The following is a 23,378-nucleotide window of genomic DNA, read 5'->3' as shown; positions in this document are numbered from 1 at the left end:
GACCCCAACACATCTAACTACCAGTTCTAAGAGTACCCGCAGGTCAAGCCCAACGACAGAGCCCCGCCCGGCACTTGGCCGAACGGGGCGTTTTGCTGTCTGCGGGGGTTCCCGCTAGCGCTTAGTGCGGGTGGTCCTTGGGCTGTTCGTGTCCGTCCAGGTCTCCGCCAGGGGCACCGGCCCCGAAGTAGGGGTCTTGGGCGGGCAGGAAGATTTCGGGGTTGCATTCCTCGCAGCCGCTACAGGAACCGCCCTGCGGCAGGGGGCAGGCCATGGCTCTACTCCTTGGGATGGGTGGACCGTGCGGCCTCTTTGCCGCACGGGGTTCGTGGGGCCTCTACGGGGCCCGTAGCTCGTCCTCGGGGGTCGGGCCCGCGCCGAGCTTCACCGCGTGTTCGGGGCACGCGTAGAGGGTCGTTCCGGGGCCGCTTGCGCTCTGAATCCAGCGGACGGGGACCGGGGCGCGCGTGACGGTCTTGCACTCGACGCAGAGCGCCACGTGTCCCGCGAGGACGACCGGGAACAGCTCATCGGCGGTCATGCCGACACCGCCGCAGCGGCGAACGCGGAGCGCGGGAAGGGGGCACCGTCGTACGTGTACGGGTAGTCCTGTCCCATCGTGGCGAGGGCTGCCGCGCGTCGCCGTTCGCGGATCACCCCGAGTTCCATCGTGGTTTCCGCACGCTGCCGCTCGGCTTCTCGGCGGAAGAACTCCCGCGCTTGTTCTTTGGTCGGTCCGGTCCAGGGGCGGGACCACGGGTTGACGGGTGCGGGGGTCGGCTCGGCCTGGTCGGCGAGGAATGCGGCGGAGTGGCGTCCGGGCCGGCGAGGAGCGAGGACGGAGAGCACCCAGGAAAGGGCACGGGCGATAGAGTCGCGCATGTTCGTTCAGCTCCCATTAGCTGATCGGCGGTGCCTCGGTGAGCCGCGTAGGACCGGTTCGCCGGGGCTTTTTCGTGTTCGGGGAATCACGCTAAGCCAACTCGTCTAACTCGTCTACCTGTCTAAGTGGTCCACCCGTCTAAGTCGCCCAAGGTTGGCCGTTTGTCTACGCTCTCCCTCATGCCTGAGCACTCGCCCGACCCGCACGCGCCGCACGCTCCCTATATGCGGGTGCTGGACGCGCTTACCGCCGATATCAAGGCGGGGAAGATCAAGCCGGGCGAGAAAATCCCGTCAGAGTCCGAGCTGTGCGAGCGGCACAAGGTGGCGCGGGAGACTGCCCGCCGAGCGGTGCGGGTACTGCGCGAGCGGGGCAAGGTGCGGACGGAGTGGGGCCGCGGAACGTTCGTGGTCGAACCTGCCGAGCGGGGCGAGGACGAGCGCCAGGACGACTAGCCCGCGTCCGCCTCGCCGAAGCCGCGGAACCGGTGGCCGTGTGCCCTGTCGTACTCGTCCGCCACCGCCTTCATGGTCGGGTCCACAACGTCCCAAGCGTGGGCGGAGGGGTGATCGGCGAACAGCCCGCACGCCTCCCCGGTTCCGGTCTGTTCTTCGGGGCACCACGGCAGCACTCCGGAAAGCACCGCGCGGCGTTCGTTCCACCGAACCCACACGGCCCCGTGCGGGTCTTCGTCCCAGAGCAACCGCGCGTGGTCGTCGTCGTGGTCGTCGCCGAGTTCGCAGAGGACCAACTCAGGGTGCGCGGGGTCGTCGGGGCCTGCTAGCTCGGCGAGGTAGTCCGGGGGTGCGAGCACTGCCATGCCGGTGCACTGGTTCACGGTCGGTCGGCTTTCTGGGGGTGGGACAGCGGAGCCCCGCCCATGCGCCACGGGGGCAGCACACGGACGGGGCCGTTGTGTGGCACCCTCACCGCTCCACGGGGAGCGGCACCCCGCATACGAGGGCGGACCGGGGCGGGAACCTGCGCACGTCAACGCAGACGGGACACGTCCTGTCCCTGTTCGGGGCTGGTCCGGTCGGGAGCGCCACGGTCCGGCACGGTGAGCTGTCGGACAGTCGTCCGCCGTGCCGGGGTCTGGTGCGGGCTCGGTCAGATCGGGAAGCGCCACGTGTCGTCCGGGGACAGCAGGTAACTGCCCTCGGGCGAGAGTTCCGCGCGCATCGTGTGGAGAGAGAACCTGTTCTTCTCCTCCCACTTGCGGCGGACGCGTTCCAGGTCATCCCAGAGCCGGCGGGGGCCGCCCTGGTGCACCACGGGGGACGCTCCGTCCTCGGCGCGCGCCCATGACCCGTCCGCGGCGAGCAGCCACACCACGCGCCGTCCGTCGTCCGGGTAGGTAGCCGCGCGGGTCTCGACTCCGGGCGTGTCCAGCTCGAACAGCCACCGAAGCGGCCATTCCTGCCACAGGTCGGGAACCGGTCCGTCCGGGGGCCGCACGTCCTCGCCCTCCCGTACGCGAGCCCTCACGAACACGTCGTTCAGCTTCGCCGGGTAGTCCGCTTCCTGCCGGGTCTCCATGAACGTTGCCGGGTCGGGCTGGACGGTGCCGCTTGCGATGCCGTCCGTTCCCATGTCCGCCGTGATCAGTAGGGCGGTGTGGGCAATGGTCGTGACGAGCCGCCCGCCGGGACGCAGTGCGCGGAGCCATGACGCAGGGACGGGCCGCACGGAAACGGTCGCCATGATGCGGTCATACTCCGAATCGGGGAGATCCCCGGTCGCGTCGATGGCTTCCACGCGCGGAGTGCGCCCGAACTCGGCGAGGCGGGTCCGGGCTGCCTCGACTAGGTACGGGTCCACGTCCACGCTCGTCACGTTGTCGTCCCCGAAGCGTCGGGCGAACAGACCGGCGGAGTAGCCGGAGCCCGTACCCACGTCCAACACCTTGTGTCCGGGCTTCACGTCGAGTCGGTGCGCCATGGACACGATGAGCCCCGGCAGGGTGCTGGACGACGTGGGGTCGCCCTTGCCGTGCTCGCCGGGGGTGGCGTGGTCGGCGTGCGTGGGGCCGACGCGGGTAACAAGCGTCTCGTCCGAGTACGCCGCGTGCAGCCGTTCCGGGGAGTCCTCGGGGAGGTCCACCAGCGCCCATTCCTGCGTGGGGCTGTCCGGGATGCGCTGCCACCAGCGCGGTACGAGCCGGTGCCGGGGGGTGTTGCTCACGGCCTCATGCCATGCGGGAGCGTCGGCGGTCACCTTGTCGGCGAGCGCCTTAGCGGCTCCGGTCCATGGGGGCGCTTCGGTCATGTCGTGTCTCCTTGCAGGGCGTCGGCCATGGCTTCAACGAGCGGGACACCGGCTTTGACAGCGAGCCAGTGCCATTGACCGTTGGGGTTCACCTCGAAGAACACCCAACGTCCGTCCGGCGTGACGGCAAAGTCCAGAGCGCCGAAGAACAAGCCGAGTTCGTCCATGAGTTGGCGCACCCCCTTTTCAACCTCCGGGGGCATGTCCACCACTTCGTACCGGTGGGACTGGTAGTCCGTCCGCCAGTCGAGCCGCGCGGCTTCGCTGTCGGTGTGGATGGCGACGGGAAACATGCGCTCCCCGATCACGGTCAAGCGCACTTCGTACGCCTTGTCCACGCGCTCTTGGAACAGGTGGGCGGTGCCGCTCACTCCCTCGTCCACCTGGTCCGCGGAGACGAGCGCCACGGGGAGGAACTGCCGCTTCCCCTCGGGGCCGAGCACGCCCCCGCCGAGCCCCTTGTAGACAACCGTGCCGTCCCCCATGAACGTACGGGCGTGCTCGGGGTCCGACGTGATCACGGAACGGGGCACGTCCAGCCCGCAGCGAGCGGCAACGGCGAGTTGAACGGGCTTGTAGTTCGCGGCGGCATCCTTGCTCGGATGGTTGACCCATCGCACGGGCAGGGAGCCGAGTACGCCGAGCAGCCCGGAGCGTGCTTCTGAGACCGCGAGGGCGCGAGCGTGTCCGGGCCAGTCGTCCGGGGTCCTGAACTCGTTGGGGCGTCGCCACCACACCGACTTGACGGATTCCAGACGGACCGTACGGGAGCCGGCGAGGGGCCCCGTCCAGCCGTCCCCGGTGAGGGAGACGGCCAGACGGGAAGCGGTCGGGAAGTCGGCAGTGTCGAACCTGACGACCTGTTCACCGCGTTTCACCAGCTCCTCAACCACTGCGTCGGCCGTGAGGTCGTTCCGGCCGGTCAGGATGAGGATGGATTGCATGTCAGTACAGGTCGGTTCCGGAGTCGGAGCCGGGTGCCTGGCCGTCCCCGTTGCTGGTCTCGGTCTGCGTCTCGGGCATCTCGGCCGTGATCGCGTGCCACGGGTTGCCCTCGGCCGAGACGTTGAGCTGAAGCCCCTCGCTGTACGTGATGACGGGCGCTTCGTCCGTCGCCGGGGGCGGGGATACCAGGTGCCGGACTCCGAACGGGACGGCCGTTGCGGTGCTCATGCTGCGTACCTCCTGCGTTGTCGGTTCGTCTGTGCGTGGTGCTGGTGGTGCTCCTACTGAACCGGTCGGCTGCCGACCGTCACGCAGACAGCCGACCGGGGTAGTTCCGCCCCCTGCCACAGAGCGGATCATGTGGCGGGGGCGGGGTCTTAGAGCGGCCGGACTCCGGGTCCGCGCACAACCGCAGCGGCGGACCGGTCCCGGACGGGAACGCCCCACTTCTCCAACTTGTCAGCGAACCAAGTCGAGTTGACCCGGAATTCGCGGGAGAGTTGGGCGGCGGACTCGCCGTCCTGGTAGCGCTGGATCACGGAGTCACGGGCCTTGATGAACGCGGCTCGGGCTGCCTCAACTTCGGCTTTGGTTCGGCGGGGCATACGTCCTCGGAAAACGTGTCCGGCGGGGCGACGGTGGGCGTGGGATTCGTGCAGGGGTCGGCGGGGGACGTGCCACTCGTCCAGACGGAGCCGCAACCAAGGGTCCGTCACCCCGTAGTCGGCAGCGATCTGCGCCACGGACTCACGGGCCGCGTAGCGTTTGATGATCGTTTTTCGATCCTTGCGGGCAGCCACACGGGCGGCAGCGCGCTCCGCGGGAGTAGGGCGACGCAGAGTCGGGAGTGAGTACCGCACGCGCTCACCCCCACGGGCTTTCGGTGAGTACGTACAGCGGGTGCGACAGTCCGCCCACCCGGTGCGTTTGCGGCTCGGGTAACGGCTGGTGCGGGTCGTCGGCAGGGAGCTTGACCGGCCAGACAGACAGGCTGTACGTGCAGTCCGCATCCGGGAACTTCTCGAACAGCGGATGCCCGCCCTTGATGTGCTCGCGTGCCTCGCGTTCCTCGAACTCCTCGACCCACACGCGGAGTTCCGCGGGGCAGTCGGGTACCGGCACCGTGTCCGCACGCATGGACGGCTGTACCCACTCGGAGTGTTTCGGGTCGGGGTCCAACCGGTCCGCGATGCGCAGAGCCTCGCCCCGGAGCCACCGGAGGACGAGCACCGGGGAAATGGTCTGGAAGGTGCCTAAGACGAACTGCGCGGTCTCGCCGGTCCCGTACACCGGTCCTTCCGCGCGGGACTCGGCCCAGTAGCCCGCCGGCTCCGCGGGGCGCGTCATGCCGGGCCGTCCTGGTGCATCCCCCACGACCGCGTGACCCACTCACTGAACGCGCAATGATCCTTGTTCGTGGACTCCCAGTGATCCCATGCCCACTTCCGCGCGGCTTCGCGGTCCGTCGTCGGCCCGGACTCGGCTCCGCACTCCTTGTCGTTGTCGTCCAACGCGGAGCAGCGAAAGGCGTACGAGGGGGCGGGGGTGTCGGGCTCGTCGTCGGTCGGCACCAACGACCAGTTCATGAGCCGGAATCTCCGGGTGGTCACAGCACCTCACCCCGGCTTCGCGCGTTGGCGCGGGCGGTCCCAACGCGCAAGCGCTGTTCGACCGTTGCGGGCTGAACGTTCTTGGGGTTGGCGGTCCATTCCTTCCCGCCACCCACGGGGCGCAGGGACCATTCCCCGGCCCACTCGCCGCGGTACTCGCCGAGCTGGTCCCGCTTCGTGTCCAGGACCAGCGCGCCAACGGCGGGGGCCGCGTTCACTTCAGCGCTCCGGGCTCCCGCGGAACGCTCGGCGTCGCCGTGGCCGCTCCCTGGTGGGGAGCGCGCACGGTGGGCCAGCGTCCCGAAGACGCGTCGTACAGGTTCCGTCGTCGCTGCCGGTCGGCGGGGGTTCGGTTCATGGCCTGGTCTCCCGTGTTTCCGCGGGTAGGGGGTGAGCCACGAACGTAAAGGCGTGATGGGCAGTCAATCCACGGAACAAGCGCGGTAGTTCGCCGTGAGTAACCGGCTAACTACCATGCAGCGTGGTAGGTCTCAGAAAACCCCCAGGTAGGAAGCCATGTCCCGCATCTCCGCCGTGAGCGTCCGTTTCCGGGAGCTGAGCACGTCGGACATGACGTACCGGGCCAAGGGCTGGTGCTTGAGCCACGCGCCGTTGCTCTCGCGGAGCCCGACCAGTTCGGACATGGCGTCCTGGTGAGACCCCAACGACACATGAGCCTGTGCCACGTCCAAGCGGTGTCGCCCCCAGTTCGGCGCGGTTGGCTTCCCCAGAGCCTTTAGCGCCTTGCCCCCTAGAACCCCTTCGTCCGCCCGTCGTAGCACTCCGCGCGCATCTCCGTCTAGCGCAAGATCTTCCACGGCTTTCATCTCGGCCGTGATGGGGCCGAAGCCGCCCCAGTGGTTCGGGAAGCTGTTCCGCTCTTGGGCAAGTCCGCTAGCAGCCGTCCCCGCCATGCGACGGGCAACCGCGGCATCGTCGGGCCTGTTGTTGCGCACCGTGGCCGACGCGACCCGTAGCCAGAGTTCCCCCCACACGGCCAGCTCTGCCGGTTTCGCCGACGACATGCGCGGTTCCATCGCTTCGGCGGTCTGTAGGGCGAGTGCTTCGCTCTCGTCGAACCTGTCTTGCCGCAGGAGCAGCCAGCACATACCGACGATCCCGGTACCGGCGGTCAACGTCTGCCCGGCATCACGCGCAAGACGGATGGACTCCGCGAGCGCGTGATAGGCCAAGTCGTATTGCCGAACCTGCGTGAGGTACTTCCCCGCGAGCAGCAACGAGAAAGTCCGGGCCTTGGTGGCTTGCTCCGTGTCCGGCTCGCCCTCGGCGTTCCCAACAGCGGCTTCGGTAGCCCGCAGCAGCGCGGGAAGCTGCCGCGCTACGGAGTCGTACCGGTCGGCCCAGTACAGCGCGTGCACGTCTTCAATGCGCTGGTGAAGGTCGGCAACGTCCCCGGTCTCGGCTGTCAGTATCACGGGGGCTTCCAGCCCCACGGGCGGCATCAGCGCCTTACGCAACTCGACCAAGTTTCGGCGGGACGCTTCGTCCCCCACCACAGGGGCCGGCGAGTCCGCAACGAACAGTTCGGCGGTGGTGACCTGTAGACCGCGCGCCACCATGTGCAGCGTGTCCGTGCGTACGTCCCCGCCCTGTTCGATCTTGCGAACCGTTTGGATCGCAACCCCGGCTTCCTCCGCTAGACGTTCCTGGCTCCACCCCTTGCGGCGTCGATGCTTCTTGACGTTCTTCGCTAGCTCTGTCGCCATCGTCGGCCCCTTCCTCCTACGCAACGGTACGCCCGCCGGGGGCACTCGTATTGATACCCGCACACGTCTTGACAGAACGCACGGTGCGGGGAAGGGATGCCGCGGACGGCAACGCCCCGGACACGACGAAAGCCCCGCCACACCCCCGAGTTGGGAGCATGGCGGGGCGCTGGTCACGCTGCCCGGAGTCGGGGCGCGCGGCGTACGGGGGTAGCGAACATCAGACCGGCGGGCGGGTCCTGGTCGGGCGCACGGTCGGTGAGGTAGACGCCCCACCCTTCATCACCGCGGGACACCGGTATTCGATGGACAGACACGCCGTAGCGCTCGGTGATTCCGGCTCGGCGTAGGACGTGCGCCATGCGGCCCGCGAGGCTGTACGCGTCGTCCTTCTCGGGGACTGCGTCCACGAACGTTCGCCGCTCGGCGGTGCGGGTGCTCACGCGACCAGCTCCATGCGGCGAGGGCTCGCGGGGCGTGCGGGGCAGTGCTGCCCGTAGTCGCACCCGGTCATGGGCTGGTCGTGCTGGACCCAGAGTCCGCAGTCGTGCCGGACCCACTGCACAGAGCCCATGAGGGCGCGCGAGCGGGGCTCTCTGGCCAGCAGCCGGAACCCTTCCACCACAAGCCCGAGCTTGCGCAGCAGCCGGGACACCACCCCGCCTTGCGTCACCAGGACGCGGGACAGGTCTTCACATGTCCTGATCATGTCTTCCCCCAGTACGTCCGGGAGCTGCGGGCACGCTTCCCATGTGCCGTTGCTGCCGGGAATCTCAACCGTGGTCGTTACCTCGTAATCATCGCTGTGCGTGACCATGCAGCTCACGTTAGTACACCCGTTCGATATGCGGAAGCTTTAATTTCCCGTTACCACCCTCACAAGATCCACACAGGTGATCAACAGCGGGTGACTAGTCAGACTCCCTGAGCTGCCACAAGGTTGCATAGCGGATACATGTTTCCGGTATTCGGTAAGAACCCGACAAGATGCGTGCACATGACAGCTACCCGAACACCGGAACTACGCCGCTCACGGTGAGTGATGTTGTTCAAATCCGCACAACGCGGGGACGGCAAAGATGTGCGCTCGGGATGCTCGCGCGGTGCGGTCAACTCCGGCCGGTGCGCTTCGGGTTGCGTCGGAGACCGGCCAACAGCGTTTGGGCCGCGCGGAGTTCGCGGGTCACGGTGGCGACGGTCCGGCCCGAGCTGTCCCGAACGTGGATGTCCACCAGCTCACCGCAGCGGGTCACGGTGACCGTGCCCCCGTCCGTGGTCGCCACGGTCACCATGCGCGTGCACCAGCTCGGTACAGCTCGGCAAAGCGAGACTTGCCCTTGGATCGGGTTTTCTTGACCTGATCCGCGGTCACGCCCATGTCGTCGGCAAGTACCGAGTCCGGCGCGTCCCCGTAGTACGGGACGGGGCTGATGCCGTGGTCTGCCTTGAGTACGTGGCGCTGCCGCTCGGAGAGCACACCCAACGCGCGGTGCACCTGGTCCCGGATCTCGTTCCGGCGGTGCGTCGCCACGTCGGACGCGGTGACCAGTTCGGCGGGGGCTTCCATTTCGGCCGCCACCACGTCCCCGAGGGTCACGCCCGGCCCCAGCAGAGGCGCGCTGAAAGGACGGTCCAACGAATCGAGCCCGAGCCACGAAAGCCGCGCCGCGCGGGCAAGTTCGGGGCTCATCTTGTCCCGGCCCATGGCGTCCGTGGTGGCGATGCGCTCGGCTTCGTACGCGTCGCCGGCTGCCTTGGAAATGGCATCCTCGAACGCCTTGGCAATGCGTGGGGCAACACCGGGGCGGGTCGCCTCCCGCCGCGCGTCTTCCATTGCGCGAGTAACCGCGCGGTCCATGTGCGTCATGAACTGTGCGGGCTCGGTTCCGGTGAATGTGGCGATTGCCTGCCACACGGTGATACGGCCGGTCTGCGTCAGGTCTTCTATCAAGTCACTGTTGCCGCTGGTTCCGGCGACTTTCCGCGCTCGGGCGGAAACGAGAGCTTCGGTTTCGCGTATGAGCGCGGTTACCGCGTCAAGGTCATTGTCCTTGGCGGCGGAAATCTGGTCATGGGTGAGCGTAGTCAAGGGGCACCGTTCCGGGTGAGTGTTTGGGTTGCCCCTCCGTAGGGCCGGAGGGTCGCCCGGAACGGAGCGCGAGGGGTCCAGAAAGGAACCCACGGCTCTATGCAATGCGCCTTGCAAAAGGGCATAGAAATGCCCCGTCCCGGATTAGCAGGACGGGGCTTGCGCATTGCCGTAATCGCTGCGTAGCAACGAACTTAGGTATATGCCAGCGGCACAACAATGCACATAAAGAGCGCTTACCGGTGCGAACCGGTACTTACTCGGGGTATTGAGGCAGCAGCCGCAACGTTTGGTGACGCTCGGCCAACTCGTTACCGCAACCGGTTACGGAAAGCGCACGAGTTGTGAAGAGACCACGGATTCCGTGACCCCTCCGTGATCCGCGAGGGGGCAACCGGATGCACCCTCCGTTGGTCCTATTTAGCTTGCCTTTCGGCTACGTTCTGTGCGTCAAAATGGGTTGACGTGTGCGGGGCGTAGTCAGTAGTCCGCCCCGTACAGCGACCCCCACGACCGCCCGCCGATTTCTGCACCGGCCGTGATGGGCACCCCGTAGAGATCCATGGTCATGCACCGCTCAAACTCTCGCGCAATCTCCGCGGCTTCCCGCTCGGGCACCGACGCCAACAGCTCGTCATGAATCGGCAAGCGGCAATAGTCAAGCAATCCGGCGGACTCGACATTCAGCATTGCCTGTCCGAGCAGATCCCGCGCCGCACTCTGACAGGCATAATTGACCACGCTGTATGTCCTATCCCGGTCCAGCGGAAGCCTGCGGCCGGTGGCGGAGATAAACACCATGCGGTTTTGGAAAGCCTGCCGCTGCCACCGCGAGGACGCCCGCTTGATCTCCGGGAAAGCCCGGTCATAGGCGGAGACCGCTTGCGCAATCTCGGTTTCCGTGGCTCCGGTCTGTTTGGCAATGGTGACAATGCCGCCACCGTAAACTTTTCCGAAGCCCGCGCCTTTAAATACCTTTCTGTCTCTCGGGGTGGCCTTTTCGCCCTTGATGAGCTTCGCCGTATAGGCGTGAATATCGAACTCGTCGCCACCGTTGACGAACCCTTCCGTCATACGGCGCACCTTGGCGAGGGCGGCAAGAACCCTCATTTCCACGGCCTGAAAGTCCGTGCTGACCATGACGTGACCGGGCTCGGCGAGGATCGCGCGGCGGATGACGTGATCGGATGACGGGAGCTGGTGCAGTCCCGCCGTGACACTCATCCGTCCTGTCCTCGCCGCGAGAGGCGAGATCACCGGGTGAATGCGTCCCGCGGCGGATGCCTTGGACAAGAACGCTTCCGCGTAGGTCTTGCCCCACTTGCCCGCGCGCTTCGCCCGAAGTACCGCGTATGCCAAGGGATTTGGCTCGCGTGCCCCGATGCGCTCCCAGTCCCGGTCAAGGTCGGCAAGCGGGAGTAGAACCGTCTTGTCCGTGGCGAGGGCTCCGCCCTTGGTCCGCTCCGTGAGCCGTTCGCCCATGCCCAACAGCGCGTCCGCCACCTGTGCCGGGCTGCCGACCGAGACGACCCCGTACCGGGCCGCTATGGCGCTGTACTTCTCGGCTTCCTCGGCGAGCCGGCCCGCGAGCGGCGCGGCGTACTCCGCGTCCACCAGCAGCCCGGCCCGCTGCATCACGGCGCACATGCGCGATATCTCGTGTTCGTACGTCACCAGCTCGGCGCGCACGGACAGCCGGTCCAGCTCCCGCCGCAGCACCGGGTAAAGGCGGGCGGTGAAAATGACGTCAAGTCCCGCGTACAGGAGGTAAGTCGGGTGCATAAGGTCGATGCCCGCCCACCCGGTTTCCTTCGTGAGCCCAAGGGAGTTGAACACCTTGGTAAGCCCGCCCTGTGTGTCCGGGGCCGCGGGGTCCACCCAGTGCGCCGAAAGGGGCTTGAGCCCGGTCCCTATGCCGCCCTCGGAGGGCTGCCGCGGATCAATCAGGGCCGCAAGTACGCGGGTGTCCGTGGTCCACGGTGCGAGGTCTTCCAGGGGCGTTTCCGCGTGCTCGTCCAAGACGAGCCAATCGAATATGGCGTTATGGATGAGCACTTGACGGCAACGGCGGATCGCTTCACGGGCGTACTGCGCGTGCCACCCTCCCCGCTCGTACAGCAGAACCCACGCGTCCCGCTCGTCCCCGAATTGCACGGTCCGCAAGCGGTAGCCGCGGGAGTAGATATCGAGTCCGGTGGTCTCGGTGTCCAGCGCGATAGGTCCCCGCTCGCGCGCCCGGTACAGCCATTCCCAGAACTTGCGCAAGTCCTCGGCGGTCTCGGGCACGTGAACGGTGACGGTCTCGCCGGCTACCTCGTGCCGGTAGATTTTCACTTGTCCCCCTAAACGAAAAAGCGGGCCGCCCACCTGGTATTGGTGGACGACCCGCATTGGTGCCGTTGCTACGTGGCGAAGATTCCCGGCCCGGCTGCATCGGGGCTTTCGTCGGCTTCACGGAGGCCGACCAGGGCGATTCCCTTCATGGTCTTCCGGCGGGACACCCCGCGTTCTTCCATGGCGTCATAGAAAGCCCTGCGGGTCCACCGTTCCCGCGCCGGAAGGTTCTCGGCTTCGGCCCACTCCAAATAGCAATTGAAAGCGTCGGTGCCGTGCATCACGTGGTCGTCGTCGGCCCGCTCCAGCACACCGGGGAAGAACCCCGCCAACTGGTCCGAGGTCTCGCGGTACTCGCGGGACGCACCCGTGATCACCTGCGGGTCTTGGAGCCCGCCCCGGTACCACTCGACGGCTCCGCGCACGGCCCACGCCCCGATGCCCTCGGCTTCGGCGAGCAACCGCGTATCTAGGTCGTGGTCCCGCTCGTCCGGCGCGAAGTACCGCACGAAAGGCAGCAACTTGACGCGCCGCCAAAGCCCCTCGTCCTGGCTCTTAAACTTCGGCTTGTGGTTGGTCGCCAAGAGCAGCAGAAACGACGGCTTGAACTCGAAGAACTCACGGCGCAGATAGCGGGCACTGATCATGTCCTTACCGGTGACCCTCTTTAGGATCGCTTCGGACATGGGTGCCCCGCTCTCACCCTCGGACGCCATGACCAATCTTGCGCCCCTGAGCGCGGCAATATCGTTGGGAATACCGCCGCTTGACTTGGCCTCAAACGTCGCAAAGGGCGTCGTCTTGCTGATGGCCCGGAACACGGCGGTCAACGTGTCCACCAGCACGGATTTTCCGTTGGCTCCCTTCCCCCAGAGAACGGCAAATGCCTGTTCGGTGACGTGCCCGGTAATGCCGTAGCCCACCAGGCGTTGAATGTAGGCGGGCATGTCCGGCATGTTGGGGAAGATTTCCGACAGGAAGGATTCCCACCGGGGGCACGTGGCATCGGGCCGGTAATCCAGGTCCAGCCCGTACGTCAGCATGTCGCGCATGTCGTGCGGGCGTATGCGGCCGGACCGCAAGTCCACGACACCGTTTCGGAATGCGAGCAGATCGGGCCGGTTGTCGAAGTCCGCGGCTTCCACGCGCACCGTGGGGACGGAGCGAAGTTCCGTCATCAGCGCGTCAATCCGGCTCGTCATCGTGAATCCGCGGGCGGCTTGTGTCTGCCCCGCGAGGACGAGCGCGGCCCCCATCCGGTGGATTTCCTGCCGTACGCGGGTGTCCGAGCGGACCCACATACGCCCGTCCCAGGAATAGAAACCCAATCCGGGCGCATACCGAATGCGGCCCCCGCACCATGCCACCAACGCATGGGAATTCATCGCGTCGGACTCCCCGAGCTGCCCCACCAGCCGGGCAAGGATCTCCGCGGCTTCGGCCCCCTGGTCGCGCGTCACGGCGTCGGCCCCGGTGCGCTCGGCAAGCTCGGCGGACCGTGCTTGCGCTTCCGCGTCCCCGGAGTCCCGCACGGGCCGGGCAGCCTTGACCGCACGGTGCAGCTCGGCCGCGAACCGCTCGGGGTCGTCCTCGCGCCAGTCGGTCAAGTCCCAACCGGCGCGCAGCAGTTCGAGCGCGTACGCGGTAACGCCGTGCTCGGCGAGCCCCGCGGCGAGGCGTGCGGAGAACCCGGCCCCGGCGGTGTCGTTGTCTCCCGCGAGGATGACGAGCGCGCCCCGCAGACCCTCGGCCAGTTCGGCAACCAGCTCGGGCGAGCCGGCGAGGGCAGCCCCGCGGATCGCCACGGCGTCATAGCCGCACGCAACGGCGGTGAGCGCGTCCCCTGGTCCCTCGCAGACCAGGACCGTCCCGTACCCGCCCGCCCCGCGGAACACGCCGTACGGGCTCCACCTGTGCTTGCGCGGGTTGACCAGGGACAGCCACCGTGCCGGACACTCCCCGGACAGGTCCCGCCCCTGTAGCCCCCGTGCGGCTCCGTCCCATCCGTACAGCGGGACCGTCAGACGGGGATGCGCGCGGTACTGCCGGGAGAGGTAGGGGAAGCCCTCGCCCTGGTCGCCGGGGTCCACGCCGATACCGAGTTCCGCGGCGGTCTCCACATCGAGGCCGAACCGGTCGGCGAGGTAGGCGCGAGCCTTCCCGGCCCATGCGGACGAGTAGTTGCCGAGCGCTGCCGACGTGCGGTCGATGTACGCGGCGAGCGGGGCGACCAGTCGCGCGGGGACCAGCTCGGGGCGCTCGGCGGACACGGTGTTGCCGGGGCCGGACACGTCGAACAGGTCGGACCAGGACAGCCGAGCCGCTGCGATCACGTCGGCTGTCTCGCACCCCGCCCGGCACGTGAGCCGAACTTTCAGGTCCTCGCCCCGCCAGATGCGCAGACTTGGCCGGCTGTCGGAGTGGCCGGGGCACAGTGCCGCGTACCCGCCGTCCGGCTCGTCCGTCACCTGGTCGAACCGGGCGAGCAGATCAGCGAGCAGCACGGCCGCTCACCCCCGCCCGCAGATCGGACAGCAGCGCGGCGAACCGCTCAACGTCGGTCGTCAGATACCAGCGGCCGGAGTCGAGACCGCGCACGGTGGCGGTGAAGGCGTACCGCTCGGACATGGCGCGCGAGGACAGCCCGAGGGCTGTACGTGTCCGGGTCCACGTACGTACGTCAAAGTGCACACGTCCCGCGCGCACGCCGAGCCCGCGCACCTTGTGCACCACGACCCCGTACGGGAACGACGCGTTGACGGCTTCCACCCGCGCTTGCCGAAGCCACGTCGGGACCGCCGGGTTCTTCACGTCCTTGCATTCCAGGATGAACGGCACGGCGTGCACGTCGCCGATATCCCGCGAGCCCTCCTGTGCGGGGCGGCGGACGTTCATTCCGTCGAACGGGTCACGGAATGCGCCGTTGTCGTCCACCAGGTCCAAATAGGCGTTAAGGAAGTTCCGCACCGCGGATTCCCACGCGGTACCCCTGGTCTTGTTCGGGTTAGCCAAGGTCGGCCCCCTGTCGGACAACGCAGCCACGGCCCATGGCGTGAGCTGCCGCAGCGAGGTACCGAATCCAGTCCGGACGCGTGCGCCACCCGTCGTACAAGTGCAGTTCGTCACCGGCCGACAGTTCGCGGATATCCCCGAGCGGGGGCGCGTGGTCGGCAGTTATCTCGTAGATCATTCGTTCCCCCACACAAAAAAAGGGCCGGACAACCCGTATCGGTCGCCCGGCCCTTCGCCTGGTCGTTGGTGCTTAGCCGCGTTCGTCCATAACGCCCGGAACAACGAGCCGGACGTGTTCAGCGGAAATCCACTCCTTACGGAGGGACCGGCGCTTGGTGAAACCGGATTCCACCCCGGTCGGTGTGACTCGGAGCATGGCGCGCAAACGCCCCTCAACGAGCCGCGCGGTCACCTTGTCAACGATGGCGTCCGCCATGCGCACACGATTTCCCTGCCGGGCGGCATAGGCCACCAGGTCCCCGCGGTAAATTTCCTCTCCGCTGTAGTCCGTGACTACACCGCGCTTTCCCATGTCTCCCCCTGATACGTCAGTAGATGCCGGTACGCGGCGAATGCCTGCGCCGGTGCCACGCCATTACCGATGGCGCGCAAGTGGTCGCGCCGATTGAGTCCGGAAATACCGGTTACCCACCCTGGCGCCAACCCCATTAGCCATTCCGCGAAATTGGCCGTTACTCGAATTCCCCCACGGGGGCCAATTTCTGTTGGCGCCGGGGCCGGGCAGCCGGTTATTTCTTCCCATCGGCGGATGACAGGGAGGTATTCGCCCCACCATGCGGAAGGTGAATAACCACCGTCCGCAGATTCATTCCACCTGTCCTTTTCGGCGAGTTCCCAGGGCCGCCCGTCGCGTCGGATGCCGTCGGAGTAGGGAAGTAGAAAACAAACTTCGTCGGCAAGGGTGGAAGCGTGAGGCTGTTTACCCCCCCCCCCCCCCCGCGGATGGGGTTTTTCCAGTACGTTTCATCGGATGCTGTGCGCCGCCATTTACGCCAAGGTTCGCCGTGGGAGTTTTGAGGAATGGCGACACAAAACCATCGGTCCCGATGGTGGGCGGCTCCAATGCCGGAAGCGCGATAGCAGCACCATTTAGCGTCATACCCGCTCTCGGCCAGAGACCCGAGAACTTCCGGGAGTCCTCGCCTTCGGATGACAGCGACGTTTTCCAGAAAGACAATGTCCGGTCGAATGATGCGAACTGCTTCGGCGACGTTCCGCCAGACCCCCGAGCGCGTGCCATTGATCCCCCCGCCTCTTCCTGCAATGGATATGTCCTGGCACGGGAAACCGGCCGTAATGGTGGTCACCTGCCCCGCGAGGGGTGACCAGTCGATTTGAGTAATGTCCCCGAGATTCGGGGCGTGCGGATATCGCTCGGCGAGGATCTGAGACGCTGCGGGATCAATCTCCGCCACGTAGTCCACGGTGTCCCCGGTGAGCCGTTCCACGGCGAGCCCGAGCCCCCCGTAGCCCGCGCACAGTTCAAGAATGGGCATCGTTCCCCCTGGTCAGGGGCTCCGGAGCGGTGCGGCCCCGGAGCCCCGTCCGTCCGCCGGCTAGAGCGACTTGGACGGCTCCGCCACGGCGTCATTCCAGGACTTGAGAACCTTTACAACCGGCTTGAAATACGAAACATCCCGGCCCTTCTTCGTGGTGTATTCCACCAGCTCAATGGACAGTTCCGCGAGCGCTTCGCCGCCCACCTTGTCCAGGGCGTTGCCGATCTCGTGCAGCGTCTCGGCGAGCTTCCAAGAGGAAGTCTGGAAACGGAAAAGGCCAAGGTCGTAATCCTCGGCGAGCCGGAACATGACCTGAATGGACGGGGACGGGCCACGCTTGGACTTGGCGTTAGCCTTCCGGTCCTCCATCAGCCGGGGGCAGCCGCACTCAATGCCCTTGTCCGACTCCGGGGAAAGGAACTCCACCCCGTCGCAGTGGTGGATAAGGACGTTGCCGTTCCACAGCTTCATGTCCGACGTGATCGCGCCCGAGCCGGACAGGACGACCTTTACGCGCTTGGCGTCGGTCATGATCTCGATAAAGTTTTCGTTCGGCGAGTCGGTCTCTTCCGGCTGCCCGCCCATGAGCTGAGCGATAGCCGCGGCAACCTCCGGGTCACCGGTCGTCACCTTCCATTCCGGAAGGGCTTCCGGGATGCCGTTGACGGAACGGCCCGAGTGGAAACGGCCAACGGTGTCATCCGAGAACGTGCCCTTCGGCATCGCGTCCGGGTCGGTCTCGAAAATACGCAGTGCCATGCTGTGAATCCCCCTGGTTTTGGGCAAGAAAAAGGCGGGCCGCTGGAATGCGACTCCGCCTGCTGGTGCTGGTCTGGTGGTGCTGGTGTCTACGCGCGCCGCTGCGTGCCGGTGATGAGCCGGCGGGCACTCTGCGCGATAGCCCGGCCGAATACGGTCTTAGACGTTTCCCGGTCCCACTGGAAAACCCGGCGGAGCACTAGGAACACGTCGAAAACCTCGCGGTCAATCCGAACGGGCTTGAAAACCCAGCCGTCCGGGGTGATGTGGAGAACCGCCGCGCCGTCAAATTCCGGCATGGGCTCGGACACACCGTCCGGAGAAATGATCAGGTCCGCATGGGCGTAAGCGCTCATCTGCAACGCCACGTCCGGATACGCGCTCTTGGAAGTCTTCCAATCCACAATGAGCGTGTGCCACGTACCGTTTTCGTGGTCGGGCTTTCCGTCCTCGCCGAGCTGCACGCGAATGATCGCGTCAAAGCTGCCCGCGTAGTGATGGGTGGACGACCAGGCCACGTCTTCCGCGCGGACCAGCTCGGGCCGTACGGCTTCCAGGAATTCCGCGAAACCGTCGCGGTACGGCTCTAGGTCGGGGTGAACCCGCCCGATGAACTCCCCGCGAATCATGCGCTCGAAAAGGTCGTGTGCATCGCTTCCGACCTTTGCCCGCAGACGGGTGTACCGGCTGTGCGCGTTGCGGAGATAGTCAATCGCCCCGGTCTCGTCGCGCTCGGCAATCGACGCCACGGCGGGGAGATTCCCAACGGCGGCTTCGGCGGTCATGCGCGCCGCCCAGTGGACTAGGAAAGGCTTCGGAAGCATTCCGACCACGGACGTAACGCCCGGCATCTTCTCGGCGGTCTGCGGGTCTACGTAGAAGCGTGAGCCCCCACGGTGGATAGTCCGGATGGCTCCGGGCATGTGTCCCCCTCGTGTGGTTGGTCTGGTGACAGCGAGGGCATGACGGATGACGGTTTAGACCCTTGTTTGGTATGCGTCTAAAAAATTAGAGAGAAAACCAAAGAGGGGTCCGAGCGTCATACCGTCATGCCCTCGCGCTGGTCAGCGGGGAACGGCGAGCCGGTCCGCGAGCGCGTCCAGCTCGGCGAGGCTGCCGCCGTTGGTCAGCACGGCGTCCGCGGGGAAGTCGTCCAGCTCGGTTTCCGACTGGTGCCCGCGCTGGTCCGCCCCGCTCGGGCCGTGGTCGCCGGGACGCTCCACCCGCACCAGCAGGAAGCCCCGCCCCCGCAGCGCTTCGGCTTCGTTGACGTACCGGCAGTCCGTGACGACGGTCGGGAGGTTCCACCGGTCGGCAACGTCGATCTTGGCCAGGGCCGCGCGGAGCCAAAACCGCTCGTCCTGGTCCCGGACGGACTGCCCGAGCCGCTGCAACGACCGCCGGACTTCCGGGCGACGCTTCGCGGTGTCCCATCCTTCGCGGCGCACCACGTCCGACAGCCGCAGCGGAAGCGGCCCGAACCCGGCGGGCTCGTACCCAACGATGGGGTCCACGGACAGCGCGAGGTCCCGCAGCGGGTCCGCGAACGCCACACGGGCGAACACGAACCGCCGGACGAGCCGCGCGCCCACCGTGTCCTTACCGGAGCCCGCCCGCCCCATGAGTGCTACATGGCGGTAGGTCACTCGGCGGTCACCTGGTCGTCGTCCTGGCGCTCGTCGGTGGCGTCGGCCTGGTCGTCCTGGCGCTCGTTCTCGCCGGCCCCGGCGGTCTTCTTGTCCTCGGTGCGCTGCACCGCCTCACCGGTACCGAGCACCGCCGCGGCAAGTCCGAGGATCAGCGCGGACGGGAGGTCCGGGAAGTAGTGGACGACCAGCGCGAGCGCGGCGACCAGGACGGCATAAATACGGGCCGGATGCTTGCTGATGAACTGCATGGGTTCCCCCTGGTGTTGCTGTCTGTGAACAAAATGGATTTGCGTTCCCGAGCTGGTCCCCGCCGGGCGGGGCACCGGTCACGGGGAGTCGTCACACCCGCGGGACCTTGAGCGCGTCCCACGTGGTCTTGCCGGGCCAGCCGTCCGCGTCGGCCCCGGAGAACCCGCGCTTCTTCTGCCACTTCGCGTAGGACTTGCGGTCGCTCTCGGTCCACTGCGGGCCGGGACCGGAGGAGTAGGCAGAGCAGCCCTCGGCAACGAGCCGCTTGCCCATGGCCGTGATCAGCGCAGAGCGCGGGGAGCCCTTGAAGTACGCGGCTCCGGGGAACGCGGCATAGCTCGGCTTCGGCTTGCTCGTCTTGAGCTTCTGGCCGGGCTTGATGACGTACGGCGGCTTGATGCCGTTCAGGTCGGCGAGGGTCTGCCACTTGATGCCGAGCCGCTTGCCGATGCCCGACAGGGTGTCGCCGGACTTCACGGTGTACGTGGACGAGCCCCCCGACCCGCCCGAGCCCGAGCCGGCGAGCTTCTTAGCCCGCGCGACGATCTCCGGGAGCTGTGCCACGATCCGGGTACCGGGGCACTGCGTGTGCCCGCCCCACGAGCTGCCGCCCATGGCGTGATAGCCGAGCCCCCGCCCGGACGTGCCGGACGCCACCTGTAGCGGTACGCCGTACGTCTTGTGGACCCACGCGAACACTTCGGCAACGCGGTCCATCTGCGCGGACGTGAGACTGTCCCCGCCCTTGCCCTCGTTCTCGATGGACAGCCACGACGTGTTGCCGTTCGCCTGTGCCCACGCCCGGTTGGCGGTGTCCACCCACTGATAGAGCGCACCGCCCTTGCCGGTGCCGAAATGGCTACTCGCCTTTGCCGCGGGATTGCGGAACCAAGAATCCGTCCCCGCGAGCGTGCCCGCCATGATGTGCACGACCAGGCCCCGGACCGAACTCTGTCCGCCCTTGGTGTAGTTGATTGGGATGGGACGCCACTGCGCCCCGCTGTACTTCGCCACTTTCCCCCCTGATTTGGGCATGAAAAAGCCCCGCCCGGTAAGCCCGGTACGGGGCTGGTGGTGCGTGTTCCGCGGACTATCCGCCGAGCTTGGCCACGGTGAGACCGGCGGCAACAACGGTTGCCACACCGGTAATCAGCGCGACCGGAACGACGAACTTCCCGCGCTCGCTTTCGAGTCCGCGAATGCGGGTCTCGTGATCTTCTAGGGTTTCGTCCACGGATTCCCCTTGCTGCCCGAGCCTTTGAACGTCGCCGCGGAGCCCCACAACTTCGTCATAGATTTCACGGGCACCGATACGGACGCCCAACGGGTCGTCCCGCTCGTCTTCCATGTCCCCCCTTGGATTAGGTCGGTGGGGGCGCATACGGACGCGTGGGCGGATCGGGTGTCAGTCCCGAATCCGTTGGTACCCCGTTGGCTTTCGTACCGCGGAGTGTGAGCGTTTGCGTGATCTTCCCGCCGCTCCCTTGGACCTTGTTCCCGATGACCCATGCGAGCGTGTCCAGTTTCGCCCCGGTGCTGTCCACCACCCGCACCACGTCCCCGAGTTGTATTCGGGGATCGGGCAGGATTTCCACGGACTGCAAAAGCGGGGGCGGGTAAACCCCGGCTTCCCGGAGTGCTACCGCGAGGGTGCTTGCGGACGTGGTGTCCTGTATCCAGCCTTTCGCGTCGTGCTCGTAGACCTGCACGCCGTAATAGGTCTGGCTTACCGTGTTCCACGCGGACCACAGCGAGGGCACCGGGTCATGCCGGGCAGCGTGCACCAGGGCGATTAGGGAAACGCCGTGGTAATAGACCGTGCTCGCCGACCGGTTCCGCATGGTGATGGTGACCGCCCCGCCGCTGCGGCGAACGCCGATCTCCACGGCCCCGGCCACCGTGGCGGACGTGGCAGCTGACCCGGAGCGGATGACCAGCCGGTTCGGGGAACCGGTATCCGCCGAGTACGCCGTTTTCGGGGCGCGCGGGTCGTACATGTCCTCATCGACCAGCACGGAGCGCGTGAGCGTCGCCCCTGCGGCAATGGCGACCGGCGCGGGACTGTCCCGGACTTGCGTGATGCCGTCCGCGGCGACCCGTGCCCAGTTCGACCATTTGACCGTGCAGTAATTCCGGCACGCGTCGATTTCCTCCGTCACCGTGAGCGCGCCGAGTTCCCGCGCGGAAGTCACCACCACGTCCGGCACGGTCGGAACCGTGGACCACCGGGTGTGGTTACGCCACCGGAAGAACCCGTCAGCGTCGAATTCCGCCGTGGCGAGCGTCGCGCGGGCAATCTCCGTGATCACGTCCCACGCGGAACCGCTCACCGCGGGAATAGCCCGCATGGGCAGTACCGGCATGTCCAGTGCCGCCGTGCGCTTCCATGTCCCCTCTTGCGTCGCCGTGGCAAGGTTCGACGGCTTCGCGGTCATCTGCGAGAGCTGGAAACACTCGGTGCGCATGTTCTGTACCGCGAAACTCACGGAGTAGAGCGCGCCGGCTGCCGCGGGAACCGTGCCGAATGTGCCGTTGGACAGAAAGTCCGGGCTCATCACGGAACCGGCCTGCGTGACGACCGGGGCAAGGGTGGGAACGCCCGTGGTGGACCAGGTGAGCCACCACCCGATATGGAACGTGCCGGGGGTCTTGAGCTTGTCCCAAGTCCACTGCAAAGCCTGGTTCTTCGTCGGGTCGATATTGGTACCCGACCACGCGGTGAGCTTGGCCGTGGTGAAGTTGACTTCCATGGTGACGTAATGCGGTGTGGCACCCGCGAGCCATTCGCTTTGGATTCTCACGGTCTGGTCGTTGAACAGGTTCCCGGCCGTGTTGGCCCAGAACTCGAACCACAGACCGTCAGAGCGTCGGTTGACCGGCAGCAGCGCGGGAATGTACGTGATCGTTGTGGGGGAGCTGAAACCGCCCTCCAACGCGCTTTCAAAAGGCGCGTCCGTCTTCTGCCAAAAGGTGCTGTCCCCGTTCATCCCTTCCAGATAGCCGACGTTCGCGGCAGCACCGCCGTGCAGCGAGGCGTAAAGGATGCTGCCCGCTCGCGGGGGCGGGGCGGTGTGAATGCCCGCACCCCGTAGCAGGTGGTCCACCACCCAGACCGGCGAGGCTGCCCCGGTCCACTTCCCGTTGAGATCGGACAGCGCGCCGTCCGGGCGGGGCAGCGCGGCGGGCTGCCGGACCCGCTCGGCACCGTCCAGCGCGGACAGCCGCACCAGGTCGGTACCGGACTCGGCGGACCGGTTGCGCACCGTGCCGCGGAACGCGTCGGAGGCATCACCGTTGATGCCCCACCCCGCCACGACCGATTGCCCCGGACGGGCCACGTCCCCCGACGAACGGGGAGCCCACGGCCCGTACAGGGCGGGAGCCGAGCGGCCTCCCGTCCCGGTCACGGTCACGTCCAGTTGGGCACTGGTGGACCCGCTGAAAGCGCGCATGGCGTCCGGTAGATCGGTGGCGTACGCGCGGTCAAGTGACCAGCTCTCCACCTGAGTTGACACGTCTTGCCCGCCGAGCCGGACCAGGTGGGAAGCCGTGCGCTCCCCGCTGTCCAGTGCGGCGGCAAGCGCCGAGCTAGCCGGTTGCACTACTGGTCACCTCCACCAGGTCCAAGCCGATATCCCGGAACGCGCCGTTGCCGTCCGCCGGGGCATGGCTGTACCCGGTGACGGACACAGCGGGGCAGCCCTCGCCCGCGGGACGCTCGCCCGCCAGCAGCGCGGCAGACGTGTCCCCGAGCGTGAACGCCGAACTCCCCATCTCCCAAAGCCCCTTGGCCGTGAACCGTGCGGCGGGACGGGCGTACGCGGCCCCGGCGGGCACCGGGCGGACCATGGGCACCGCGGGGGCGTTCGTGGTCCCGGTGGACAGCAGCGCGCCGGATGCGTCGAACCACTGAATGCGGAGCTGCCCCAGAGCCGCGCCGCCTGCCACCAGCCCCGGCGTCCACCATGTGACGGTCATGCCGGGGGCGACCGGATAGCCCGGCCACGTCGGGTGGTCCCAGAACAGATCGGGACCGTTGGCCGTGGGCACGTTCTCGACGGACACCGTGTTGGGGATGTACTCGCTGAGACTGCCCCCGTACAGGACGAAATCCGAGTTGGTCCACGACCACTTTTTCGGGCTGCCGCGTCCGGCTGCCTGTGCCGCGCCGAGCAGATTCCGCGCGAGCGGGTCCACGGCGGCAATGGGGCCGGGAGCGTCCACCCGCCGGGCGAGCCGGTCCAGGTGGTCAACGTCGCCGCGTTCCATGGCTTCCCACGACAGCTTGAGCCGGCGAGGGAGGGCCGGGGGTGCCCAGGTGGTCACACCCCCG

Annotated in this window: 31 protein-coding genes; 1 reads left to right on the top strand and 30 read right to left on the bottom strand. The window is 67.0% G+C overall.

Features of this window, described 5'->3' with window-relative positions; all coding sequences use genetic code 11:
• Positions 1 to 121: 121 nt before the first annotated feature.
• The 3 genes from ACWFR3_RS38915 to ACWFR3_RS38905 form a co-directional block, all read right to left on the bottom strand.
• The gene (locus ACWFR3_RS38915; protein WP_453739419.1) at positions 122 to 274 is read right to left on the bottom strand and encodes a hypothetical protein; all 153 of its coding nucleotides are present in this window, start codon (positions 272 to 274) and stop codon (positions 122 to 124) included.
• Positions 275 to 337: 63 nt separating this feature from the next.
• On the bottom strand, positions 338 to 541 hold the full coding sequence (locus ACWFR3_RS38910) for a hypothetical protein (RefSeq protein WP_453739418.1): 204 nt from the start codon (positions 539 to 541) through the stop codon (positions 338 to 340).
• Complete coding sequence (locus ACWFR3_RS38905) at positions 538 to 882, bottom strand: hypothetical protein (RefSeq protein ID WP_415956379.1); 345 nt, start codon at positions 880 to 882, stop codon at positions 538 to 540. Before ACWFR3_RS38905 ends, ACWFR3_RS38910 begins: the two co-directional genes overlap by 4 nt.
• A gap of 180 nt (positions 883 to 1,062) precedes the next feature.
• Here ACWFR3_RS38905 and ACWFR3_RS38900 point away from each other — a divergent pair, with 180 nt between their 5' ends.
• A complete protein-coding gene (locus tag ACWFR3_RS38900) occupies positions 1,063 to 1,338 on the top strand; it encodes a GntR family transcriptional regulator (protein ID WP_415956381.1) in 276 nt (91 codons plus the stop codon).
• Here the strand turns inward: ACWFR3_RS38900 and ACWFR3_RS38895 are convergent.
• The 27 genes from ACWFR3_RS38895 to ACWFR3_RS38765 form a co-directional block, all read right to left on the bottom strand.
• Positions 1,335 to 1,703: a hypothetical protein gene (locus tag ACWFR3_RS38895; protein ID WP_453739417.1), complete on the bottom strand. Its 369-nt coding sequence runs from the start codon at positions 1,701 to 1,703 to the stop codon at positions 1,335 to 1,337. The genes ACWFR3_RS38900 and ACWFR3_RS38895 overlap by 4 nt on opposite strands.
• Positions 1,704 to 1,993: 290 nt before the next feature.
• Positions 1,994 to 3,151 carry a methyltransferase domain-containing protein gene (locus ACWFR3_RS38890; RefSeq protein WP_453739416.1) on the bottom strand — a complete coding sequence of 386 codons (1,158 nt, stop codon included), beginning with the start codon at positions 3,149 to 3,151 and terminating at the stop codon, positions 1,994 to 1,996.
• Positions 3,148 to 4,095 (bottom strand): ATP-grasp ribosomal peptide maturase, encoded by a 948-nt coding sequence (gene tgmB / locus ACWFR3_RS38885; protein ID WP_453739415.1) that lies wholly within the window; start codon positions 4,093 to 4,095, stop codon positions 3,148 to 3,150. The genes ACWFR3_RS38890 and tgmB overlap by 4 nt, the downstream gene beginning before the upstream one ends.
• 1 nt (position 4,096) lies before the next feature.
• On the bottom strand, positions 4,097 to 4,324 hold the full coding sequence (gene tgmA, locus ACWFR3_RS38880; protein WP_453739414.1) for a putative ATP-grasp-modified RiPP: 228 nt from the start codon (positions 4,322 to 4,324) through the stop codon (positions 4,097 to 4,099).
• A gap of 149 nt (positions 4,325 to 4,473) precedes the next feature.
• Positions 4,474 to 4,701, bottom strand: coding sequence for a hypothetical protein (locus tag ACWFR3_RS38875; RefSeq protein WP_453739413.1), 228 nt, complete (start codon positions 4,699 to 4,701; stop codon positions 4,474 to 4,476).
• Between the two features lie 259 nt (positions 4,702 to 4,960).
• A complete protein-coding gene (locus tag ACWFR3_RS38870) occupies positions 4,961 to 5,443 on the bottom strand; it encodes a hypothetical protein (RefSeq protein ID WP_453739412.1) in 483 nt (160 codons plus the stop codon).
• Positions 5,440 to 5,706 (bottom strand): DUF7848 domain-containing protein, encoded by a 267-nt coding sequence (locus tag ACWFR3_RS38865; protein WP_453739411.1) that lies wholly within the window; start codon positions 5,704 to 5,706, stop codon positions 5,440 to 5,442. The genes ACWFR3_RS38870 and ACWFR3_RS38865 overlap by 4 nt, the downstream gene beginning before the upstream one ends.
• Complete coding sequence (locus ACWFR3_RS38860; protein ID WP_415956388.1) at positions 5,703 to 5,924, bottom strand: hypothetical protein; 222 nt, start codon at positions 5,922 to 5,924, stop codon at positions 5,703 to 5,705. Before ACWFR3_RS38860 ends, ACWFR3_RS38865 begins: the two co-directional genes overlap by 4 nt.
• Positions 5,921 to 6,064, bottom strand: coding sequence for a hypothetical protein (locus tag ACWFR3_RS38855; protein ID WP_453739410.1), 144 nt, complete (start codon positions 6,062 to 6,064; stop codon positions 5,921 to 5,923). The genes ACWFR3_RS38860 and ACWFR3_RS38855 overlap by 4 nt, the downstream gene beginning before the upstream one ends.
• 133 nt (positions 6,065 to 6,197) lie before the next feature.
• Positions 6,198 to 7,433, bottom strand: a complete 1,236-nt coding sequence (locus ACWFR3_RS38850; RefSeq protein ID WP_415956390.1) for a helix-turn-helix transcriptional regulator — start codon at positions 7,431 to 7,433, stop codon at positions 6,198 to 6,200.
• 173 nt (positions 7,434 to 7,606) lie between these two features.
• A complete protein-coding gene (locus tag ACWFR3_RS38845) occupies positions 7,607 to 7,876 on the bottom strand; it encodes a hypothetical protein (protein WP_453739409.1) in 270 nt (89 codons plus the stop codon).
• Positions 7,873 to 8,250 carry a hypothetical protein gene (locus ACWFR3_RS38840; protein ID WP_453739408.1) on the bottom strand — a complete coding sequence of 126 codons (378 nt, stop codon included), beginning with the start codon at positions 8,248 to 8,250 and terminating at the stop codon, positions 7,873 to 7,875. Before ACWFR3_RS38840 ends, ACWFR3_RS38845 begins: the two co-directional genes overlap by 4 nt.
• A 292-nt stretch (positions 8,251 to 8,542) precedes the next feature.
• Positions 8,543 to 8,725 (bottom strand): hypothetical protein, encoded by a 183-nt coding sequence (locus ACWFR3_RS38835; RefSeq protein WP_453739407.1) that lies wholly within the window; start codon positions 8,723 to 8,725, stop codon positions 8,543 to 8,545.
• Entirely contained in the window at positions 8,719 to 9,522 is an 804-nt protein-coding gene (locus ACWFR3_RS38830; protein ID WP_453739406.1) for a sigma-70 family RNA polymerase sigma factor, read from the bottom strand. Before ACWFR3_RS38830 ends, ACWFR3_RS38835 begins: the two co-directional genes overlap by 7 nt.
• Before the next feature lie 480 nt (positions 9,523 to 10,002).
• Positions 10,003 to 11,856, bottom strand: a complete 1,854-nt coding sequence (locus tag ACWFR3_RS38825; protein ID WP_453739405.1) for a DNA polymerase — start codon at positions 11,854 to 11,856, stop codon at positions 10,003 to 10,005.
• A 68-nt stretch (positions 11,857 to 11,924) separates the two neighbouring features.
• A complete protein-coding gene (locus ACWFR3_RS38820; RefSeq protein WP_453739404.1) occupies positions 11,925 to 14,360 on the bottom strand; it encodes a phage/plasmid primase, P4 family in 2,436 nt (811 codons plus the stop codon).
• On the bottom strand, positions 14,347 to 14,823 hold the full coding sequence (locus ACWFR3_RS38815) for a hypothetical protein (RefSeq protein WP_453739403.1): 477 nt from the start codon (positions 14,821 to 14,823) through the stop codon (positions 14,347 to 14,349). The genes ACWFR3_RS38820 and ACWFR3_RS38815 overlap by 14 nt, the downstream gene beginning before the upstream one ends.
• A gap of 295 nt (positions 14,824 to 15,118) precedes the next feature.
• A complete protein-coding gene (locus ACWFR3_RS38810; protein WP_453739402.1) occupies positions 15,119 to 15,400 on the bottom strand; it encodes a hypothetical protein in 282 nt (93 codons plus the stop codon).
• 217 nt (positions 15,401 to 15,617) lie between these two features.
• Complete coding sequence (locus ACWFR3_RS38805; RefSeq protein WP_453739401.1) at positions 15,618 to 16,385, bottom strand: DNA cytosine methyltransferase; 768 nt, start codon at positions 16,383 to 16,385, stop codon at positions 15,618 to 15,620.
• 60 nt (positions 16,386 to 16,445) lie between these two features.
• Positions 16,446 to 17,147 carry a recombination directionality factor gene (locus ACWFR3_RS38800; RefSeq protein ID WP_415956405.1) on the bottom strand — a complete coding sequence of 234 codons (702 nt, stop codon included), beginning with the start codon at positions 17,145 to 17,147 and terminating at the stop codon, positions 16,446 to 16,448.
• 89 nt (positions 17,148 to 17,236) lie between these two features.
• Positions 17,237 to 17,932, bottom strand: coding sequence for a hypothetical protein (locus tag ACWFR3_RS38795; RefSeq protein ID WP_415956407.1), 696 nt, complete (start codon positions 17,930 to 17,932; stop codon positions 17,237 to 17,239).
• Between the two features lie 279 nt (positions 17,933 to 18,211).
• On the bottom strand, positions 18,212 to 18,793 hold the full coding sequence (locus ACWFR3_RS38790; protein WP_453739400.1) for a deoxynucleotide monophosphate kinase family protein: 582 nt from the start codon (positions 18,791 to 18,793) through the stop codon (positions 18,212 to 18,214).
• Positions 18,790 to 19,044 carry a hypothetical protein gene (locus tag ACWFR3_RS38785; protein ID WP_453739399.1) on the bottom strand — a complete coding sequence of 85 codons (255 nt, stop codon included), beginning with the start codon at positions 19,042 to 19,044 and terminating at the stop codon, positions 18,790 to 18,792. The genes ACWFR3_RS38790 and ACWFR3_RS38785 overlap by 4 nt, the downstream gene beginning before the upstream one ends.
• Before the next feature lie 91 nt (positions 19,045 to 19,135).
• Positions 19,136 to 20,059, bottom strand: coding sequence for a peptidoglycan-binding protein (locus tag ACWFR3_RS38780; protein WP_415956411.1), 924 nt, complete (start codon positions 20,057 to 20,059; stop codon positions 19,136 to 19,138).
• Positions 20,060 to 20,135: 76 nt separating this feature from the next.
• A complete protein-coding gene (locus tag ACWFR3_RS38775) occupies positions 20,136 to 20,393 on the bottom strand; it encodes a hypothetical protein (RefSeq protein WP_415956413.1) in 258 nt (85 codons plus the stop codon).
• 13 nt (positions 20,394 to 20,406) lie between these two features.
• On the bottom strand, positions 20,407 to 22,647 hold the full coding sequence (locus tag ACWFR3_RS38770; protein WP_453739398.1) for a hypothetical protein: 2,241 nt from the start codon (positions 22,645 to 22,647) through the stop codon (positions 20,407 to 20,409).
• Entirely contained in the window at positions 22,634 to 23,314 is a 681-nt protein-coding gene (locus tag ACWFR3_RS38765; protein WP_453739397.1) for a hypothetical protein, read from the bottom strand. Before ACWFR3_RS38765 ends, ACWFR3_RS38770 begins: the two co-directional genes overlap by 14 nt.
• Positions 23,315 to 23,378 lie beyond the last annotated feature (64 nt).

The organism is Streptomyces sp. NPDC055189, assembly GCF_053606765.1.
The sequence above is the reverse complement of the archived record's forward strand: the minus strand, read 5'-3'. Positions and strand labels throughout refer to the sequence as shown.

Excerpts from the sequence above, each read along its gene's own strand:
- ACWFR3_RS38915 (WP_453739419.1), bottom strand. The coding sequence starts at position 274 with ATGGCCTGCCCCCTGCCGCAGGGCGGTTCCTGTAGCGGCTGCGAGGAA.
- ACWFR3_RS38910 (WP_453739418.1), bottom strand. The coding sequence starts at position 541 with ATGACCGCCGATGAGCTGTTCCCGGTCGTCCTCGCGGGACACGTGGCG.
- ACWFR3_RS38905 (WP_415956379.1), bottom strand. The coding sequence starts at position 882 with ATGCGCGACTCTATCGCCCGTGCCCTTTCCTGGGTGCTCTCCGTCCTC.
- ACWFR3_RS38900 (WP_415956381.1), top strand. The coding sequence starts at position 1,063 with ATGCCTGAGCACTCGCCCGACCCGCACGCGCCGCACGCTCCCTATATG.
- ACWFR3_RS38895 (WP_453739417.1), bottom strand. The coding sequence starts at position 1,703 with ATGGCAGTGCTCGCACCCCCGGACTACCTCGCCGAGCTAGCAGGCCCC.
- ACWFR3_RS38890 (WP_453739416.1), bottom strand. The coding sequence starts at position 3,151 with ATGACCGAAGCGCCCCCATGGACCGGAGCCGCTAAGGCGCTCGCCGAC.
- tgmB (WP_453739415.1), bottom strand. The coding sequence starts at position 4,095 with ATGCAATCCATCCTCATCCTGACCGGCCGGAACGACCTCACGGCCGAC.
- tgmA (WP_453739414.1), bottom strand. The coding sequence starts at position 4,324 with ATGAGCACCGCAACGGCCGTCCCGTTCGGAGTCCGGCACCTGGTATCC.
- ACWFR3_RS38875 (WP_453739413.1), bottom strand. The coding sequence starts at position 4,701 with ATGCCCCGCCGAACCAAAGCCGAAGTTGAGGCAGCCCGAGCCGCGTTC.
- ACWFR3_RS38870 (WP_453739412.1), bottom strand. The coding sequence starts at position 5,443 with ATGACGCGCCCCGCGGAGCCGGCGGGCTACTGGGCCGAGTCCCGCGCG.
- ACWFR3_RS38855 (WP_453739410.1), bottom strand. The coding sequence starts at position 6,064 with ATGAACCGAACCCCCGCCGACCGGCAGCGACGACGGAACCTGTACGAC.
- ACWFR3_RS38850 (WP_415956390.1), bottom strand. The coding sequence starts at position 7,433 with ATGGCGACAGAGCTAGCGAAGAACGTCAAGAAGCATCGACGCCGCAAG.
- ACWFR3_RS38840 (WP_453739408.1), bottom strand. The coding sequence starts at position 8,250 with ATGGTCACGCACAGCGATGATTACGAGGTAACGACCACGGTTGAGATT.
- ACWFR3_RS38835 (WP_453739407.1), bottom strand. The coding sequence starts at position 8,725 with ATGGTGACCGTGGCGACCACGGACGGGGGCACGGTCACCGTGACCCGC.
- ACWFR3_RS38810 (WP_453739402.1), bottom strand. The coding sequence starts at position 15,400 with ATGGGAAAGCGCGGTGTAGTCACGGACTACAGCGGAGAGGAAATTTAC.
- ACWFR3_RS38805 (WP_453739401.1), bottom strand. The coding sequence starts at position 16,385 with ATGCCCATTCTTGAACTGTGCGCGGGCTACGGGGGGCTCGGGCTCGCC.
- ACWFR3_RS38800 (WP_415956405.1), bottom strand. The coding sequence starts at position 17,147 with ATGGCACTGCGTATTTTCGAGACCGACCCGGACGCGATGCCGAAGGGC.
- ACWFR3_RS38795 (WP_415956407.1), bottom strand. The coding sequence starts at position 17,932 with ATGACCGCCGAAGCCGCCGTTGGGAATCTCCCCGCCGTGGCGTCGATT.
- ACWFR3_RS38785 (WP_453739399.1), bottom strand. The coding sequence starts at position 19,044 with ATGCAGTTCATCAGCAAGCATCCGGCCCGTATTTATGCCGTCCTGGTC.
- ACWFR3_RS38775 (WP_415956413.1), bottom strand. The coding sequence starts at position 20,393 with ATGGAAGACGAGCGGGACGACCCGTTGGGCGTCCGTATCGGTGCCCGT.
- ACWFR3_RS38765 (WP_453739397.1), bottom strand. The coding sequence starts at position 23,314 with ATGGAACGCGGCGACGTTGACCACCTGGACCGGCTCGCCCGGCGGGTG.